Origin of the sequence: Pseudomonas sp. Je.1.5.c (assembly GCF_051129895.1) — a bacterium.
GTDB lineage: Bacteria > Pseudomonadota > Gammaproteobacteria > Pseudomonadales > Pseudomonadaceae > Aquipseudomonas > Aquipseudomonas urmiensis.
The window spans coordinates 57,936-73,039 of sequence record NZ_JBCPSP010000001.1 but is presented as its reverse complement, the minus strand read 5'-3'; the positions used below and the strand labels follow the sequence as shown (position 1 = coordinate 73,039).

At 62.9% G+C, this 15,104-nt stretch carries 12 protein-coding genes and 1 pseudogene; 6 read left to right on the top strand and 7 right to left on the bottom strand.

From position 1 onward, the window contains the following. Nucleotides 1-96: 96 nt before the first annotated feature. Genes AAZU54_RS00335 through AAZU54_RS00325 form a run of 3 tightly spaced genes read left to right on the top strand, consistent with a single transcriptional unit; the run spans nt 97 to nt 3,687 of the window. On the top strand, nt 97-1,152 hold the full coding sequence (locus AAZU54_RS00335) for an NADP(H)-dependent aldo-keto reductase (RefSeq protein ID WP_186555204.1): 1,056 nt from the start codon (nt 97-99) through the stop codon (nt 1,150-1,152). Between the two features lie 13 nt (nt 1,153-1,165). Beyond that, entirely contained in the window at nt 1,166-2,038 is an 873-nt protein-coding gene (locus AAZU54_RS00330; protein WP_186555205.1) for an ABC transporter permease, read from the top strand. Then, nucleotides 2,035-3,687 carry a dipeptide ABC transporter ATP-binding protein gene (locus AAZU54_RS00325; RefSeq protein ID WP_434726298.1) on the top strand — a complete coding sequence of 551 codons (1,653 nt, stop codon included), beginning with the start codon at nt 2,035-2,037 and terminating at the stop codon, nt 3,685-3,687. Before AAZU54_RS00330 ends, AAZU54_RS00325 begins: the two co-directional genes overlap by 4 nt. A gap of 90 nt (nt 3,688-3,777) precedes the next feature. Here the strand turns inward: AAZU54_RS00325 and AAZU54_RS00320 are convergent, their stop codons facing one another. The 3 genes from AAZU54_RS00320 to AAZU54_RS00310 form a co-directional block, all read right to left on the bottom strand. Beyond that, complete coding sequence (locus AAZU54_RS00320; protein WP_434726297.1) at nt 3,778-4,389, bottom strand: cell wall hydrolase; 612 nt, start codon at nt 4,387-4,389, stop codon at nt 3,778-3,780. A gap of 48 nt (nt 4,390-4,437) precedes the next feature. After that, nucleotides 4,438-5,355: an AEC family transporter gene (locus AAZU54_RS00315; protein WP_186555208.1), complete on the bottom strand. Its 918-nt coding sequence runs from the start codon at nt 5,353-5,355 to the stop codon at nt 4,438-4,440. Nucleotides 5,356-5,448: 93 nt separating this feature from the next. Then, the gene (locus tag AAZU54_RS00310; RefSeq protein WP_186555209.1) at nt 5,449-6,315 is read right to left on the bottom strand and encodes a LysR family transcriptional regulator; all 867 of its coding nucleotides are present in this window, start codon (nt 6,313-6,315) and stop codon (nt 5,449-5,451) included. 238 nt (nt 6,316-6,553) lie between these two features. On the opposite strand from AAZU54_RS00310, the gene AAZU54_RS00305 reads away from it, so the two are divergent. Beyond that, nucleotides 6,554-8,506: a S8 family serine peptidase gene (locus tag AAZU54_RS00305; RefSeq protein ID WP_434726296.1), complete on the top strand. Its 1,953-nt coding sequence runs from the start codon at nt 6,554-6,556 to the stop codon at nt 8,504-8,506. On the opposite strand, the gene AAZU54_RS00300 is transcribed toward AAZU54_RS00305, so the two are convergent. Beyond that, on the bottom strand, nt 8,507-9,262 hold the full coding sequence (locus tag AAZU54_RS00300) for a methyl-accepting chemotaxis protein (protein ID WP_372353286.1): 756 nt from the start codon (nt 9,260-9,262) through the stop codon (nt 8,507-8,509). A 102-nt stretch (nt 9,263-9,364) separates the two neighbouring features. After that, a pseudogene (locus AAZU54_RS00295) lies at nt 9,365-10,330 on the bottom strand (HAMP domain-containing protein); the annotation flags it as partial. A 603-nt stretch (nt 10,331-10,933) separates the two neighbouring features. Between AAZU54_RS00295 and AAZU54_RS00290 the strand changes: the two are divergent. Continuing rightward, entirely contained in the window at nt 10,934-12,253 is a 1,320-nt protein-coding gene (locus AAZU54_RS00290) for a Na+/H+ antiporter family protein (RefSeq protein WP_186555212.1), read from the top strand. Between the two features lie 14 nt (nt 12,254-12,267). Here AAZU54_RS00290 and AAZU54_RS00285 read toward each other — a convergent pair whose 3' ends face one another. Further along, nucleotides 12,268-13,269, bottom strand: a complete 1,002-nt coding sequence (locus AAZU54_RS00285; RefSeq protein WP_186555213.1) for a FecR family protein — start codon at nt 13,267-13,269, stop codon at nt 12,268-12,270. A 171-nt stretch (nt 13,270-13,440) separates the two neighbouring features. Next, nucleotides 13,441-14,253 carry an exodeoxyribonuclease III gene (xthA, locus tag AAZU54_RS00280; RefSeq protein WP_186555214.1) on the bottom strand — a complete coding sequence of 271 codons (813 nt, stop codon included), beginning with the start codon at nt 14,251-14,253 and terminating at the stop codon, nt 13,441-13,443. A gap of 163 nt (nt 14,254-14,416) precedes the next feature. Here xthA and AAZU54_RS00275 point away from each other — a divergent pair, with 163 nt between their 5' ends. After that, complete coding sequence (locus AAZU54_RS00275; protein WP_186555215.1) at nt 14,417-15,067, top strand: GNAT family N-acetyltransferase; 651 nt, start codon at nt 14,417-14,419, stop codon at nt 15,065-15,067. Nucleotides 15,068-15,104 lie beyond the last annotated feature (37 nt).

Below are 15,104 nucleotides of genomic sequence, written 5' to 3'. Positions count from 1 at the left end.
AGGCACCGCGCCCCTTGTAGGAGCCGGCGTAGCCTGCGATGGGCTGCAAAGCAGCCCGAAACGCTCAAATCCAACCCATTACCCAAGGACCACCGCATGCTCTACCGCCCGCTAGGCCACACCGATCTCCACGTCAGCCTGCTCAGCCTAGGCACCATGACCTGGGGCCACCAGAACAGCGAACCAGACGCCCATCAGCAACTGGACGCCGCGCTTGCCGCCGGCATCAACTTCATCGACACCGCCGAGATGTACCCCACTCCAACTCGCGCCGAAACCTGGACCACCACCGAGCGTTTCATCGGCACCTGGCTGGCCGCCCGCGGCAATCGCGACAAGCTCATCCTGGCCAGCAAGATCGCCGGCCCCTCGCGCGACCCGGCTGGGCAAACGCACATCCGCGACGGCCTTTCGCACCACGACCGACGCAACATCGTCGCGGCTCTCGAAGGCAGCCTGAAACGCTTGCAGACCGACTATCTGGACCTCTACCAACTGCACTGGCCCGACCGCACCACCAACATCTTCGGCGCCCGCGAATACCCCTACGTCGACGACCACCCAGACAGCGCAGCCATCCAGGAAACCCTGGCGGTGCTCGATGAGCAGGTCAAGGCCGGCAAGATCCGCCACATCGGCGTGTCCAACGAAACCCCGTGGGGTGTCGCGCAGTTCCTGCGTCATGGCGAGGACCAGGGGTTGCCGCGCATTGCCAGCATCCAGAACCCCTACAGCCTGCTCAATCGCCTGTATGAGAACGGCCTGTCAGAGTTCAGCCACCGCGACGGCGTCAGCCTGCTGGCCTATTCGCCGCTGGCGTTTGGCGCGCTGACGGGCAAGTACCTCGATGGCGCTCGCCCGGAGGGTGCGCGCTTGTCTTCGGTGTATCGCACCTTCAACCGCTACGACAGCGCCGAGGCCAACAGTGCCATCGCCAGCTACGTCGATATCGCCCGTCGCCGGGGCCTGAGCCCTGCGCAGCTGGCCTTGGCCTTCGTCATTCGCCAGCCCTTCGTGGCCAGCGCCATCACCGGGCAGACCACACTGCTGCAGCTGCAGGAAAACCTCGGTGCGCTCGACCTGCAACTGGACGACGAGCTGTTGGCCGAGATCCAGGCTGTACACCGCCGTATTCCCAACCCGGCGCCATGAACCAGGAGGCTGGATGAACGCAATTGCTCCCGATCCTGCGCTTGCGCGCGTGGCCCTGGCGCCACCCTTGAGCCGTTGGCGGCCAAGCCGCCCAGGGTTATGCCTGGCCTGGGCGGTGCTTGGCCTGTTGCTGCTGGCAGTGGCGCTGCCCGGCTGGTTGGCGCCTGCCGACCCGCTGTTGGCCGATGCCCGTCTGGCCTATCAGCCACCGAGCACAGCGTTCTGGCTGGGCACCGATGAGAACGGCCGCGATGTGCTCAGCCGGTTGATTCACGGTGCACGCCCGTCGCTGTTTATCGGCTTGGCGGCAACTGCGGTGGGCCTCGGTCTGGGCACCCTGCTCGGGTTGCTGGCAGGCCTCGCCCCGGCGTGGCTGGACAACCTGCTGATGCGCGCAGTGGACGTGCTGCTGGCATTTCCCGACCTGCTGCTGGCACTGGTGATCATCACCCTGTTCGGCCAGGGCACCACCAACCTGATCCTCGCCGTGGGGATCGCCGCGGTGCCACGTTATGCGCGCCTGGTGCGTGCGCAAACCTTGACCATCCGCCGCGCAGGCTTCGTCGAGGCGGCGCTGACCTTGGGGCGGCGGCCGCTGGCCGTGGTGCTCAGTCACGTGTTGCCCAATGCGGTACAACCGGTGCTGATCCTGGCCTGTATCGGCCTGGGCAGCGCGATCACGGCTGCCGCCGCCTTGAGCTTCCTTGGTTTCGGTGCGCCGCCTCCGGCGCCGGAATGGGGCGCGACGATGGCGGTGGCGCGTAACTTCATGGCCAATGCGCCCTGGCTGATGGCCTGGCCGGCGCTGGCGATTACCCTGACAGTGATTTCCATCAGCGCCATCGGCCGTGACTGGCTAAGGCGCAGCGAGGGCAAAAGCCTATGAGCGGCTTGGACAACGTTTCACCGTTGGTAGACATCCGCGGCTTACGGGTGAGTTTCAAGGGCGTGCCAGTGGTGCACGGGGTCGATGTGCAGGTGCGTGCTGGACAGTGCGTGGCGCTGGTGGGGGAATCGGGCTCGGGCAAGAGCGTCACTGCGCGCACCTTGGTCGGCCTGACCGGAGCCGGTGCGCAGGTTCAGGCGCAGCGCTTGGCCTACGCCGGTCGCGACTTGGCCGGTTTGGATGAGGCCAGTTGGCAGCGCCTGCGCGGCGGACAGATCGGCTTTGTCATGCAAGACGCCCTCGGCTCGCTCGATCCGCTGCGCCGGGTTGGCAACGAGATCGAGGAGGCGTTGTTGCTGCACACCCGCCTTGGCCCTGAAGCGCGACGCCTGCGGGTGCTGGAGCTGCTGCGCGAGGTCGGCGTGCCGGAACCGGAGGTGCGAGCCCGGCAGTATTCCTGGCAGCTGTCCGGCGGCTTGCGCCAACGTGCCTTGATCGCCGCGGCCATCGCCTGCAAGCCGCGCCTGCTGATCGCGGATGAGCCCACCACTGCATTGGATGCCACGGTACAGGCGCAGATTCTCGCTTTGCTTGAGCAACTGCGCGGCGAGGACAACAGCCTGCTGATGGTCAGTCATGACTTGGCGGTAGTCGCCCGCCTGGCCGATTGGGTCGTAGTAATGCGCCAAGGTGAAGTGGTGGAGCAGGGCAGCGCCGAGCAGATTCTGCAAGACCCTCATGACCCCTACACCCAACGCCTGCTGACAGCTGCGCGAGCGGTGCATTTCCAGCGCTCGGCCACGCCCGCGCTGGCCTTGGTGGAGCCTGCCGTGAACACAGCTAAACAACCGGTCTTGCTTGAGGCGCGCAATTTGAGCAAGGCGTTCATTGGCCCCGATGGGCGTGCGCGCGAGGTGCTGAGCGATGTTTCGCTGCAACTGCGGGCGGGGCAGACCCTGGGCGTGGTCGGTGAGTCGGGATCAGGCAAGAGCACCCTGGGGCGAATTCTGCTTGGCCTGGAGCGTCCGGACCAAGGCCAGGTGCAGTTTGCCGGGCAGGACTGGTTGGCCTTGTCCAACGAGCAGCAGCGCCTGGCGCGCCAGGGTATTCAGGTGGTATTTCAAGATCCCCTGGCCTCGTTCGATCCGCGGTATACCGTGCTGCGGGTGCTGGCTGAGGCGTTGGCTCAGGCCGGAGTGCCGCGGGCCTTGCAGCGTACTGAGGCGGTGGCATTGCTGGAGCGGGTGCAACTGCCTGCGGGCGTGCTCGAACGCCGGCCGCTGGAGCTGTCGGGGGGGCAGCGTCAGCGCGTCGCCATTGCTCGAGCGCTGGCGATGAAGCCGCGGGTGTTGGTGTGTGATGAGCCAGTGTCGGCGTTGGACGTGTCGGTACAGGCGCGGATTCTGGCGCTGTTAGCAGAGCTCAAGGCTGAGTTGAACCTGGCGTGCCTGTTCATCTCGCATGACCTGGGGGTCGTTGAGCAGGTCAGTGACCAGGTGCTGGTGATGCAGGGGGGGCGGGTGGTGGAACAAGGTGAGGCGGGGCAGGTGCTCGGTCAGCCGCGTCACCCCTATACCCGTGCGCTGCTGGACGCGGTGCCGGGGTTGCCAGCGGCGCAGCCGCTGTGGGTGCGGCGGATTGCGGTGTGAGGTGAGAGGTTGCATGGGGCAGTGCTGGCGTCATCGCGGGGCAAGCCCGCTCCCACACCACGATTCGGCAGGTAATGTCCATACAGAACCTCAGCGGGCCAGCGCCGGATTTGGCTTGTAGAACAGAAACAACTTGGTCTCGGCGGTCTTGCGGTAGACCTTGGCCCAGTCCGGCCGCACACTGCGGTCGTGAAAGTACAGCGCACCCCGGGTGGGGTCCTTGAGCTGCTGGTTGAGCGCTTTGCGGGCGATTTCTTTGGCAACGTCATAGCGCTGCTTTTCCTCGACCTGATCAGAGCGCCCGTCGCACCACCAGGAGAACTGGCAGCTCTTGGTTTCCACTCCTTGCTTGACCACCCCGCAGATGGTGTCCGGGAAGCCATCGTGGCCCAAGCGGTTGATCACCACGCTGGCCACCGCACTCATGTCGCGGGCATCCGCCTCCTTGGCTTCCCAATAGATGGTGCGCGCCAGGCAAGTGATGCTGTCGTCCATCGGCGATTGGCCAGCGGGATCGACCGCTTTGACTTCACTGGGGCTTAAGGTCTCGCTCTTTTTCGGCGGTGGCGCCTCCTCGACCACCTTCTCTTCCAGGGCTTGGGCCTTGTCTTCAGCGACCGCGGCCTTGGCGCTGTCAGCGGCATTGAGTGGGCCTGCAAGCAGGGTCAGGGCCAAGCCGAGCAGCAGCGACGATAGGCGCATGGTCAAGCTTCCGAAATGTGAGCTGAGTCTCAGTCTAGCTGCGACTTTTCAACTCAGCGTCAGGCTTAGCATCACCGGCAGGGTCAAGGCTGCAGCGACCGTCTGCAAGGCGATGATGGTCGCCATCAACGGCGCATTGCCGCCCATCTGCCGGGCCATTACATAGGACGATGAGGCGGTCGGTAGCGCCTGGAACAACACCGCCACCACCGCCGCCTGGCCGCTCAGGCCGAGCAGGCGGCACAAGCCCCAGGTCGTCAACGGTAACACCAGAAACTTGAACAGCGACGCCGCCAGCAGCGGCCGGACCTGTTGCCCCAGGCGCGCACCACCCAGCGCTGCACCGACACACAGCAGCCCCAGGGGCAGGGCGGCCTGGCCGAGGGCCTTGATGGTCGGCTCCAGCCCCGCCGGCAGGCCAACCCCGGCGACCCGCAGCAATAGCCCGCCGGCACAGCCGATGATCAGCGGGTTGGCGAAGATCGCCCGCAGTACCGTGGCAGGTGAGCTGTGGCGGGCACTGAATCGGGCAAACACCAGCACGCAGAGCAGGTTGACCAGCGGCACGATGGCAGCATTGGCCACGGCGGCCAGGGCGATCCCGGCGCTGCCGTAGATACCGGCGGCCAAGGTAGCGCCGATGTAGTTGTTAAAGCGCACGCCGCCTTGGAACACCGAGGTGAAGTCGGCGCCGTCATGGTTCACCGCCCCCTGATACAACACCAGCAAGGCCGCGCCCAGCAAGGTCGACAGCATCAGTACCCCCACCATGCCCAGCACCGGTACTCCATCGAGGTTGGCAGTGGCCAGGCCGTGTAGAAACAGGGACGGCAGCAGCACGTAATAGCTCAGGCGCTCAGCGCCAGGCCAGAAGCTCTCGGCGAGAAAACCCCGCACTCGCAGCCAGGTGCCAAGGGCAATCAGCAGGATGATCGGCACCAGTGTGGTCAGCAGCAGCTCAAGCATGGGCGGGGTTCCGTGGTCGGGTACCGGAGCAGCCTACTGCGTGCAGTCAGCAGAAAAAAACGTTGTTTTCTGCATCCATCGTTGAGAAAAACTTCATGTAGCGTCAAGAGCGGTCTTGAGCACTGCACTCAGGTGCCGTCGTTGGCTCTTGTCATGCTCCAGCAACACCATGCGCCGGGTCAGTTGCGGTTCGCCGAAGGGCAGCCGGGTTGCAGCGGGCAAACGCTCCAGATCATCGTCGGCGATCGGGATGATGGCCACACCCAGGCCCATCGCGGCCATGCGTGCCAGGGCCTCCTGGCTGTCCAATTCCATTTGCTCGTTGACCTGTAGGTGCTGCTTGCGCAGCTCTTGTTCGATCTGGCGGCCGGCCCAGGCGCGCTTGTCGAAGCGCAGGAACGGCTGGCTGGCGAGCAGTTGCGGCAGGCTTTGGCCTGCCAGTTCGGGGCTGGCGATGGCCCAGAAACGGTCTTCGAACAACGGCGTATAGCTCAGACACTGCGGATACGGGCTGACCGGTTCGGTGGTGATCGCCGCATCCAGCTCGCCGTCCTCGACCCGCCGTGCAAGCTCGGCCGACATGCCCGAGACCACGCTGACATGCAGCTGCGGGTGATGGGCCTTGATCCACAGCAGGGCCTTGGGCAGGCGCCGGGCCAGCACGGTGTGGATCGCGCCGATGCGCAGGCGCCCGCGCAGGCTGGGGCCGCTGGCCAGGGTGTCGGCCAGTTCGTCATAGGCGCTGAGGATGCTCTCGGCGCGGGCCACCGCCAGTTGCCCGGCTTCGGTCAGCATCACCTGGCGGCGACTGCGGTCGAACAGCTCCACCTGCAGTTCATCCTCCAGGGTCTTGATGTGCAGGCTGACAGCCGAGGGCGTAAGGCTGAGCAGATCGGCGGCGCGGGCGAAGGTGCCGTGACGGGCGATGGTCACCAGGGTGCGCAGGGCTTTGAGGGACACGCGGGCAGTGCTCCAGCAGCGGGGGTGGGGCAACGCTACAAGCTTGCGGTGGCGGGCCGCAAGCTTTGCGGGTGTGTCAGCACCGGCCGCTTCGCAGCAGTTGATCTGATCGGGCCTATGGGGGGCTGGACAACGGGCATGGAATGGCTTCTGGCTGCATGCCTTGCCTTGTTGGCTGAGAGCATAGCGCCATGGGTGCCCTTGCTGGGTACACGTGCAACCAGTTAAGGACTAACTGATGAATCTTGATGTGCACTTTGTCTATTACCGCAACTTCCGCTTCGACGGCAAATTCCACGTGCGCTGTATCGGAGCTGGCCTGGAAAAGGTCAAGAGCATTCGCTACGAGCTGGAAAAGAGCGGGCCTGATGGACCACGACAAGTCGATGCGATGTCGGTGTACTCCCAAGCCCAAAGTGGTGTGCTGAGCGACCATGGCTGCCCTGCGCTATTGCGCTGCGACGTGGCAGCCGGAACCTACACGATCAAGCCGCGTGTCACGCTGCGCGAGGGCGTGGCAGATGTGACTGTCGATGGCAGTGGTGCGGTCGTAGTCGCAGCGTTGCAGGTTGTTATCGATGAGGGAGAGCTGAGCAGGGGGATATTCGACACTGTTCCTCTGCCAAGTACAGCGTCCAGGCGGCGGCGTTCGGTTGCCGATGAACCTGCTATCGATCTGGCGGGCGAGGCGCCCAGGGTGGTCGACCCGTACGCTGAAACGCTGGAGCCGTTTCCTGATTTGCCGCCCGGCACGTCTTATCCGACGCTACTGGTCAAATTCGTCGAGGGCGGCTTCGACCGACTGCTGGCTGAGCTGGAGCCAGGCTCAGGCTCGCGATTGGTCGGCCTGTGGCCAACACTCAAGTCAGTGATCGAGCTGCAGCCTTTGCTGGCCCCGCAGGAGCGCAATGACGACAAGCTGCAGGCGCTGCGCAACTACTGCTACCTCAAGCAACCCGCAAGCATGCTCAACGATACCTATGCCGCTTTGCTCAAGACCCTGGCGGCGCTTGAGTACGTCGAGACACTGCACTTCGTCCCGGCGGCTGTCGCCTCTGCAGGGGTGTTGCTCGCCGGCGCTGCGGCTGCGTTGGCAACCTTGATTACTGGGGCTGCAGTAGTGGCGGGCAATCGGGCTTTTGACGATGCACAGCCAACCCCAGACTTCGAGCCGTTGCAGCACTATCTGGATGAGCCGGGCCCGCGCTATCGGGGTATGAATATCCGCAAGGCATGGGATAAGCAGGTAAATGGAAAGGGTGCGCGTGTGCACTTTTCTGATGGCGGTCTGTTCCCTAACCACGAAGACCTCAAAGGTAACCCTAAGCTGAAAATTGTCACGCTGCAGCCTAACGGTGATCCCCGTCATGGCACGAAATCAGTGGGGGTTTTGCTCGCTACCCCTAATGGCTTTGGCATGACCGGCATTTGCCACGCCGCTGAATTGTACCTGTACAACAATTACGCCAAAGATGAATCAGGCCGCCACCAGACCCCGAAAGACCTGCTGCGTCACGTCGAACCCGGCGATATCGTGGCGATCAATCGCCAATCGGCGCATCTTGATGCGCTAGGCGTTTTTTTACCTTCGATCCATGAGCAGGCGTGGTGGGACGCGGCCAAAGCACTGACGGAGCGCGGTGCCGTGGTGCTCTTCGCCGCAGGAAACGGTAGCAATGAGACCGACGCCATCAAAGGCGTTACGAGGGGTTACGGCGTCAATCTCTCGCAATGGCGCTATTTTCGCGAGCATGGTGAGGCGGATGCAATCCTGGTTGGGGCCAGCCAGTCATGGGATGGCAAACCCCATCAATACTCGAATTTCTCCTATCCCTACCGAATGCTCAATTCCTGGGGCGACAGCGTGGCCACCCTCAGTGGTGGCGACCTGCAAGACAAATCGGCGGATGAGCGTGACTACAGCAGAAATTACGGTGGCACCTCCAGCGCTACGCCGTTGGTGGCTGGGGCGCTGAGCTTGATTCAGTCGTATGCGATGGAACAGCATCATGTCTACCTCAATGCCGACCAAATGCACCTGCTGGTCATGGCTTCAGGCCACAAGGAAGCGATCTTGCCGCACAGCGATGTCCTGCCCATGGGCGCGCGGCCCGATGTGCAGCGCGCCTTGCAGTTGCTCGATCGGATCCTCGGCGGCGGGCGCTTCCATGCGCCCAGGGATGAGCTGTAATCAAACCCGGAACTGATCCATCAGCCCTTGCTGCTGGTTGGCCAGACTGTTCAGCGACTGGCTGACCCGCGCCGATTCGTTGGCCTGGCCTGACAGCGATTCGGTGACATCGCGGATGGTCGCCACGTTGCTGTTGATCTCCTCGGCCACCGCGCTTTGTTCTTCGGCGGCCGAGGCGATTTGCAGGTTCATGTCGGTGATTACCGTTACCGCCTGGCCGATGCGCTGCAGTGCGGTGACCGCCTGGCCAACCTGTTCGACACCGCCCTGGGCCTGGCGATAGCTGCTGTCCATGGCGCCGACCACTTCCTGGGTGCCAGCTTGCAGGGCTTCGATGACCTGGCGGGTTTCTTCCACCGACTCCTGGGTGCGGCGGGCGAGGTTGCGCACTTCGTCGGCGACCACGGCAAAACCGCGCCCGGCTTCCCCGGCACGGGCCGCTTCGATCGCGGCGTTGAGCGCCAGCAGGTTGGTCTGCTCGGCGATCGAGCGGATCACTTCGAGTACCGAGCCGATCTTCTCGCTGTTTTGCGCCAGGCCTTCGACCTGGCCCATGGCACTGCTCATGTCGGCGGCCAGGGCATCGATGCTGCTGGTGGTACGGTCGATCACCGCCAGGCCGTCGCGGGTTGCCTGGTCCGCTTCCCGTGCCGCTTGGGCGGCCTGGGCGGCGCTGCGGGCGACGTCCTGGGCAGTGGCGCTCATCTCGTGCGAGGCGGTAGCCACCTGGTCGACCTGGCGATACTGCTGCTCCATGCCGGCGCTGGTCTGGCTGGCGATCGCCGCCGACTGGTCAGCAGTACCGCGAGCGGCTTGCACCGAGCGTTTGACCTCGGCAATGGTCGGTTGCAGTTTGTCCAGGAAGCGGTTGAACCAACCGGCCAGCTCACCCAGCTCATCGCGTTTGTCGTATTGCAGGCGGCGGGTCAGGTCTCCTTCGCCGCTGGCAATGTCCTTGAGCATGGCTGCCACGCCAAGGATTGGCCGGGTTACGCCACGGGCCATCAGCCACACCAGCAACAAACCGGCAATCGCCGCGGCCAAGCCCAGGCCCAGTTCCAGCAGGGTGCCGCTGGTATTGAGGGCATCGAGTTCGGCTTTGAGCGCCTCGGCAGGGCCGGTGAGGGCGCTTTCCGGTACGTCGAGCAGCACGCCCCAAGGCTTGGCATCCGGGATCGGGGTGAAGGCGGCCAGCACTTTCAGGCGTTGTTGATCGTGGAGGATCTGCAACTTGCCCTCGGCCAGCTTGCGTACCAGCTCTGCGCCTTGGCTGCGGTCGACCTGGTCGAAGCGCTGGGCCAGTTTGCTGGCATCGGCACTGTAGCCAGCCAGCAGGCCCACTGGGCTGAGGATGCCGACGGTGGTGCGCCCGTCATAGAGGTTGCGGCTGGCGTCCTGGCTGAGCGCTTGCAGGCTGTTGAGGTTGATGTCGATGGACAGGGTAGCGATGACCTTGCCCTTGACCGACAGCGGGAAGACGATGCTGGTCATCAGCACTTGCTGGCCGTCGATGCTATAGAAGTACGGCTCGACCACGCAGACCTTGCCGGTGCTGCGCGGGCATACCCACCAGGTGTTGGCCGGCTGACCGCTGGGGCCGACTTCAGTGTTGGCCATGTCCGCTTCCGGCAGGGCCATGGACGTCAGCTGACCGGCGCGCGGCTGCGACCAATACAAGGCGAATCGCCCGGTTTCGTTACTGCCCAACTCGCTTTGGCCGGCGAACAGGCTGTCTTTGCCGTCCAGTGCACCGGGTTCGAACACCAGCGACAGGCCGAGCAAATCCGGGTTGGCCTGCAGCGCCGCGCGCACCTGGGCGGTCATGTCCTGGCGCAGGTCAAAGGCGTCGAGGAAGCGTTTTTCCGCCTGCTCGCGCAGGAACAGCACCTGGCGGGCGAAGCCTGCGCCGTACTGGTAGGCATCCATGAACTGGCGGCGAATGTTCAGGGCTTGTACTTCACCCTGCGACTCGATGCGGGCCTGGGCCGATTCGGAGAGCATCTTCATGCTGCTCGCCTTGACCAGGTCGGAGCTGTGGTCCATGCGGTACAGCGAGAGGCCGACCAGCAAGCTGACGATGCCTGCCAGGCACAGGCCGGCGAGCAGGGTGATCTTCCACTGGATAGACAGTTGTCGCAAAGGCATTGGCAAATCCCTTCTAATAATTCTGGGGCTGCCGACTGTGTCGGCGTCTGCCTGTTTTTCTTTATTCAAACGTTCAATATAAAAGTCGTATTGCCAAGCGACGCCGATCTACCGTCAATCGAAATAGTTACAAGCGGCCACCTTGAGCGCTTTGACAAGCGCGCATGGCTGCTTCAGAGTGTGCGCCCTTCATAACAATATCCCCTGGTCCGGCCACTGCTTTGGGCAGCTTGTCGCCGGAACCGTCGCTTTTTGTCTGTCGTAAACGAGGTAAGCCACACCATGAATGCAGTCATTGCCGCGGTCGGCATCATGCTGATATTGAGCCTGTCCCGCGTGCATGTGGTCATCGCCCTGATCATTGGCGCCCTGACCGGTGGCCTGGTCGGCGGCCTGGGTATCGAAGGTACGCTCAAGGCGTTCAATGGCGGCCTGGGTGGTGGTGCGACGGTGGCCCTGTCTTATGCCCTGCTCGGTGCGTTCGCCGTGGCCATCGCCAAATCAGGCTTGGCCCATGCCTTGGCCGATCGCGCCTTGGCGATGATCGATCGGCAAGGCCACAGCAATGGCGGCAAGGTCAAATGGCTGCTGATCGGCCTGATGCTGGTGGTGGCGATTTCCTCGCAGAACATCCTGCCTATCCACATCGCTTTCATTCCGCTGCTGGTACCGCCACTCCTGTATGTATTGACGCGCCTGCGCATCGATCGGCGCTTGATCGCCTGCGTGATCACCTTCGGCCTGATCACCCCTTACATGTTCCTGCCGGTCGGTTTTGGCAACATCTTCCTCAATGAAATCCTGCTGGCCAACGTCGCCCGTGCCGGTGTCGATGTCAGTGCGGTCAATGTCACCCACGCCATGGCCATTCCTGCGGCCGGCATGCTGGCTGGGTTGTTGCTGGCGGTGCTGTTCAGCTATCGCAAGAAGCGTGATTACGATTTGGCAAAAATCGAGCAGGTCGAGCAGGTCAGCGTCAGCTACAACCCCTTGACCCTGCTGGTCGCGCTGGGGGCCATCGGTGCGGCGTTCATCATCCAGCTGTGGTTGGACTCGATGATCATCGGCGCCATGGTCGGCTTCTTGATCTTCTCGCTTTCAGGCATCGTGCGCTGGAAAGACACCGACGACCTGTTCACCGAGGGCATGAAGATGATGGCCATGATTGGCTTCATCATGATTGCCGCTTCAGGCTTTGCTGACGTGATGAAAGCCACTGGCGAAGTCAAAAGCCTGGTGGAAACTTCAGCGCAGTGGATCGACCACAGCAAGGGCATCGGTGCCTTGCTGATGCTGTTGGTGGGCTTGTTGGTGACCATGGGCATCGGTTCTTCGTTTTCCACCGTGCCGATTCTGGCCGCGATCTTCGTACCGCTGTGCGTGCAGTTGGGCTTCGACCCGATCGCCACGGTGTGCATCGTCGGCACTGCCGGCGCCCTGGGCGACGCGGGTTCACCGGCATCGGACTCGACCTTGGGGCCTACTTCGGGGTTGAACGTCGATGGCCAGCACCACCACATCTGGGACACCGTGGTGCCGACCTTCATCCACTACAACCTGCCGCTGCTGGCCTTTGGCTGGATAGCAGCGATGGTGCTGTAAGGTGAAAGCGAGCGTCAGCCTTTGTTGCTGAACGGCGAGATGCGGTTAAGGACGGTACTGCCGTCCTTGCTGCGGGTCAGGTAGACCGGCAGCACCTTGGGCAGGTTGTCTACCAGGCGGCTGACTTCGCGGGTGTTGTAGACACCGCTGACGCGAATCGTGCCGGTGCTTTCATCGGCCAGCAGCAAAGGTTTGTCCAGATAGCGGTTGATCACCGGCAGGGCCTGGGACAGGCTGAGGTTATCCAGGATCAACTTGCCGTTACGCCAGGCCAAGCTGTTGTCGTAATCGTCGCTTTGCGCCAACTGCGGCTCGAAATCGCCCAGGTGATAGCTGGCCTGCATGCCGGGGCCAAGGCGATAGCCACCCTCGGCACCGTTGCTGCTGACCAGCACCGAGCCTTCCACCAACGTCACTTTGACCTGATCCTGATACTTCCACACGTTGAACTGAGTGCCAGTGACCCGGGTCTGGCCGTGACCTGCTCGGACAATGAACGGGTGGTTGCTGTCGTGGCTGACCTTGAAGAATGCCTCACCCTTGATCAAGGTGACCTGGCGTTGGTCCTTGAAATTGAAGTAACGCAATTCGCTGTTCAGGTTCAACTCGACCACGCTGCCGTCACTGAGCCTGACCTGTTGCTGGCGGTCACTGGCCTCGAAGTGCTGATAGTGATTGGGCAACCAGCCTTGTTCCCAGCCGACCCAGCCAGCCAGGGGCAGCGCTAGCAAGGCAAGCGCAGCGGCCGAGGCCAATGGCCGCCAACTACGGCTGGGGCGAGGGCGGCGTGCGGCAAGGTCGACCACTGGCGGGTGGCGTGGCAGCAGGTCGGCGGTGCACCAGATGTCCTGCATCGCCCGGTATTCTTCGACATGCCGAGGGTCTGCCGCCAACCACTGATCGAAGGCCTCGCGCTCAGCCGCCGTGCAGTCTTCGGCGTTCAGGCGCATGCACCAATGCGCGGCGGCATCGGTAATGGCATCTTCTTCATTGGGGCTGAGGCGGTCTTGGTTCATTGCGGCTCCCGGTTTTGCGCATTCTACCCTTGCAGGGGGGGTGCCGAGAACCGAGATAATGGCGAATGACTATCAGATACGAGATTTTTCGTCGGTTTTATGGGTGTTTTCCTACAGCGCAATGAGTGCTGGACGGGTTGCCAGCACTCATTTTGTTTGCGTATTGCAGGCTCAGCCCAGTTCCAGCCAGATCGGCGCATGGTCCGACGGCTTTTCCATCGCACGCAGGTCGTAATCCACGCCTGCGGCTTTAAGTCGCGGCAGCAAACCCTGGGAGGCCATGATCAGGTCGATGCGCAGGCCGCGTTTGGGTTCGTCTTCAAAACCGCGGCTGCGGTAGTCGAACCAGCTGAAGCGGTCGTCGACGTCCGGATGCAGGTGGCGGAAACTGTCGATCAGGCCCCAGCCCTTGAGGCGTTCCATCCATTCACGCTCTTCAGGGAGGAAGCTGCACTTGCCGGTCTTCAGCCAGCGTTTGGCGTTGTCGGCACCGATACCGATGTCGCAGTCCTGCGGCGAGATGTTCACATCACCCATCACCACCAGTGGCTGCTGGTTGTCGAACTGGCTTTCCAGCAGCGTCTGCAGATCGCTATAGAAGCGTTGCTTGGCGGGGAACTTGGTGGGGTGGTCACGGCTTTCACCTTGTGGGAAGTAGCCGTTCATGATGGTGATGGGCGTGCCATCGGCATCAGCGAAGGTGCCCCAGATGAAGCGGCGCTGGGCATCTTCTTCATCGCTGGCAAAACCTTTGACCAGCGACAGTGGCGCTTGGCGCGAGAGCAAGGCGACGCCGTAGTGGCCTTTCTGGCCATGAAAATGCACGTGATAGCCCAGGGCCTGGACCTCAGCCAGGGGAAACTGCTCGTCACTGACCTTGGTTTCCTGCAGGCCGATCACATCGGGTTGATGCTTCTCGATCAGTGCCGCCAGCTGGTGCGGGCGGGCGCGCAGGCCGTTGATGTTGAACGAGACGATCTTCATGGCAAGCCATTCCTGGTAAAAGCGGCGATGCTAGCCGACATCGGCCCCGGCCACCAGCATGGCGGCCAATGGTGGACACTGCTAACGTGCTTGGTGAGGTGAACCAAGCAGTGCTGATGCACCTCCAAGGCGCGTATGCCTAATTCAAGGAGGAGTGTCTGCAATGCCCGATCAAACCCCTGTTGCGGCCCGCATCTGTCAGCTCGACGAGGGCTACAGCCGCGAAGTGCGCTCGCTGCTGTATCACGCCTATCGACACGAGCCGACCTTTGCCTACCTGTTCGAGGCCCAGCGCCCGGGCTACGAGCGGCGCTTGCGGGTCATGGTGCGTGAGTGGGTACGCCAGCACTTTTATTTGAAGCTGCCAGCCATTGGCCTGCTGGTCGAGGATCGCTTGGCGGGTGTCGCGCTGATCGTCCCGCCATTGCGGCGCTTGGGCGTGGCTGACAGTTGGCTGTGGCGTCTGCGCATGATCCTTGGCACCGGGGTGCGCTGCACGCGGCGTTACCTGGATTACCAGGCGGCGTTGGCGGCGTGCCTGCCTTCTGACCAAGTGCACGTGCTGCCCTTGCTGGGGGTGCATCCACAGTTCCAGGGCCAGCACCATGGTGAGCAATTGTTACAGGCCGTGCATGATTGGTGCGCCGACGATCCGCATACCCAGGGCGTAGTGCTCGATACCGGCAACGCCCACTACCTGGCGTTCTATCAACGGCAGGGCTATCAGGAGATTGGTGAAATTGCTGTAGGACCAATCCGAGAAAGAGTGTTCTTTCACCCGAATCCTTTGTCATCAAAGTCAGTAATTGCCTGACCTGCAGCCGCAGGCGGCTCCCTTGACGGCCGGGCTC

Bases quoted from the DNA above. Each gene is read 5' to 3' on its own strand.
- AAZU54_RS00335 (WP_186555204.1), top strand. From the start codon at position 97: ATGCTCTACCGCCCGCTAGGCCACACCGATCTCCACGTCAGCCTGCTC.
- AAZU54_RS00330 (WP_186555205.1), top strand. From the start codon at position 1,166: ATGAACGCAATTGCTCCCGATCCTGCGCTTGCGCGCGTGGCCCTGGCG.
- AAZU54_RS00325 (WP_434726298.1), top strand. From the start codon at position 2,035: ATGAGCGGCTTGGACAACGTTTCACCGTTGGTAGACATCCGCGGCTTA.
- AAZU54_RS00320 (WP_434726297.1), bottom strand. From the start codon at position 4,389: ATGCGCCTATCGTCGCTGCTGCTCGGCTTGGCCCTGACCCTGCTTGCA.
- AAZU54_RS00315 (WP_186555208.1), bottom strand. From the start codon at position 5,355: ATGCTTGAGCTGCTGCTGACCACACTGGTGCCGATCATCCTGCTGATT.
- AAZU54_RS00305 (WP_434726296.1), top strand. From the start codon at position 6,554: ATGAATCTTGATGTGCACTTTGTCTATTACCGCAACTTCCGCTTCGAC.
- AAZU54_RS00300 (WP_372353286.1), bottom strand. From the start codon at position 9,262: ATGGAGCAGCAGTATCGCCAGGTCGACCAGGTGGCTACCGCCTCGCAC.
- AAZU54_RS00290 (WP_186555212.1), top strand. From the start codon at position 10,934: ATGAATGCAGTCATTGCCGCGGTCGGCATCATGCTGATATTGAGCCTG.
- AAZU54_RS00285 (WP_186555213.1), bottom strand. From the start codon at position 13,269: ATGAACCAAGACCGCCTCAGCCCCAATGAAGAAGATGCCATTACCGAT.
- xthA (WP_186555214.1), bottom strand. From the start codon at position 14,253: ATGAAGATCGTCTCGTTCAACATCAACGGCCTGCGCGCCCGCCCGCAC.
- AAZU54_RS00275 (WP_186555215.1), top strand. From the start codon at position 14,417: ATGCCCGATCAAACCCCTGTTGCGGCCCGCATCTGTCAGCTCGACGAG.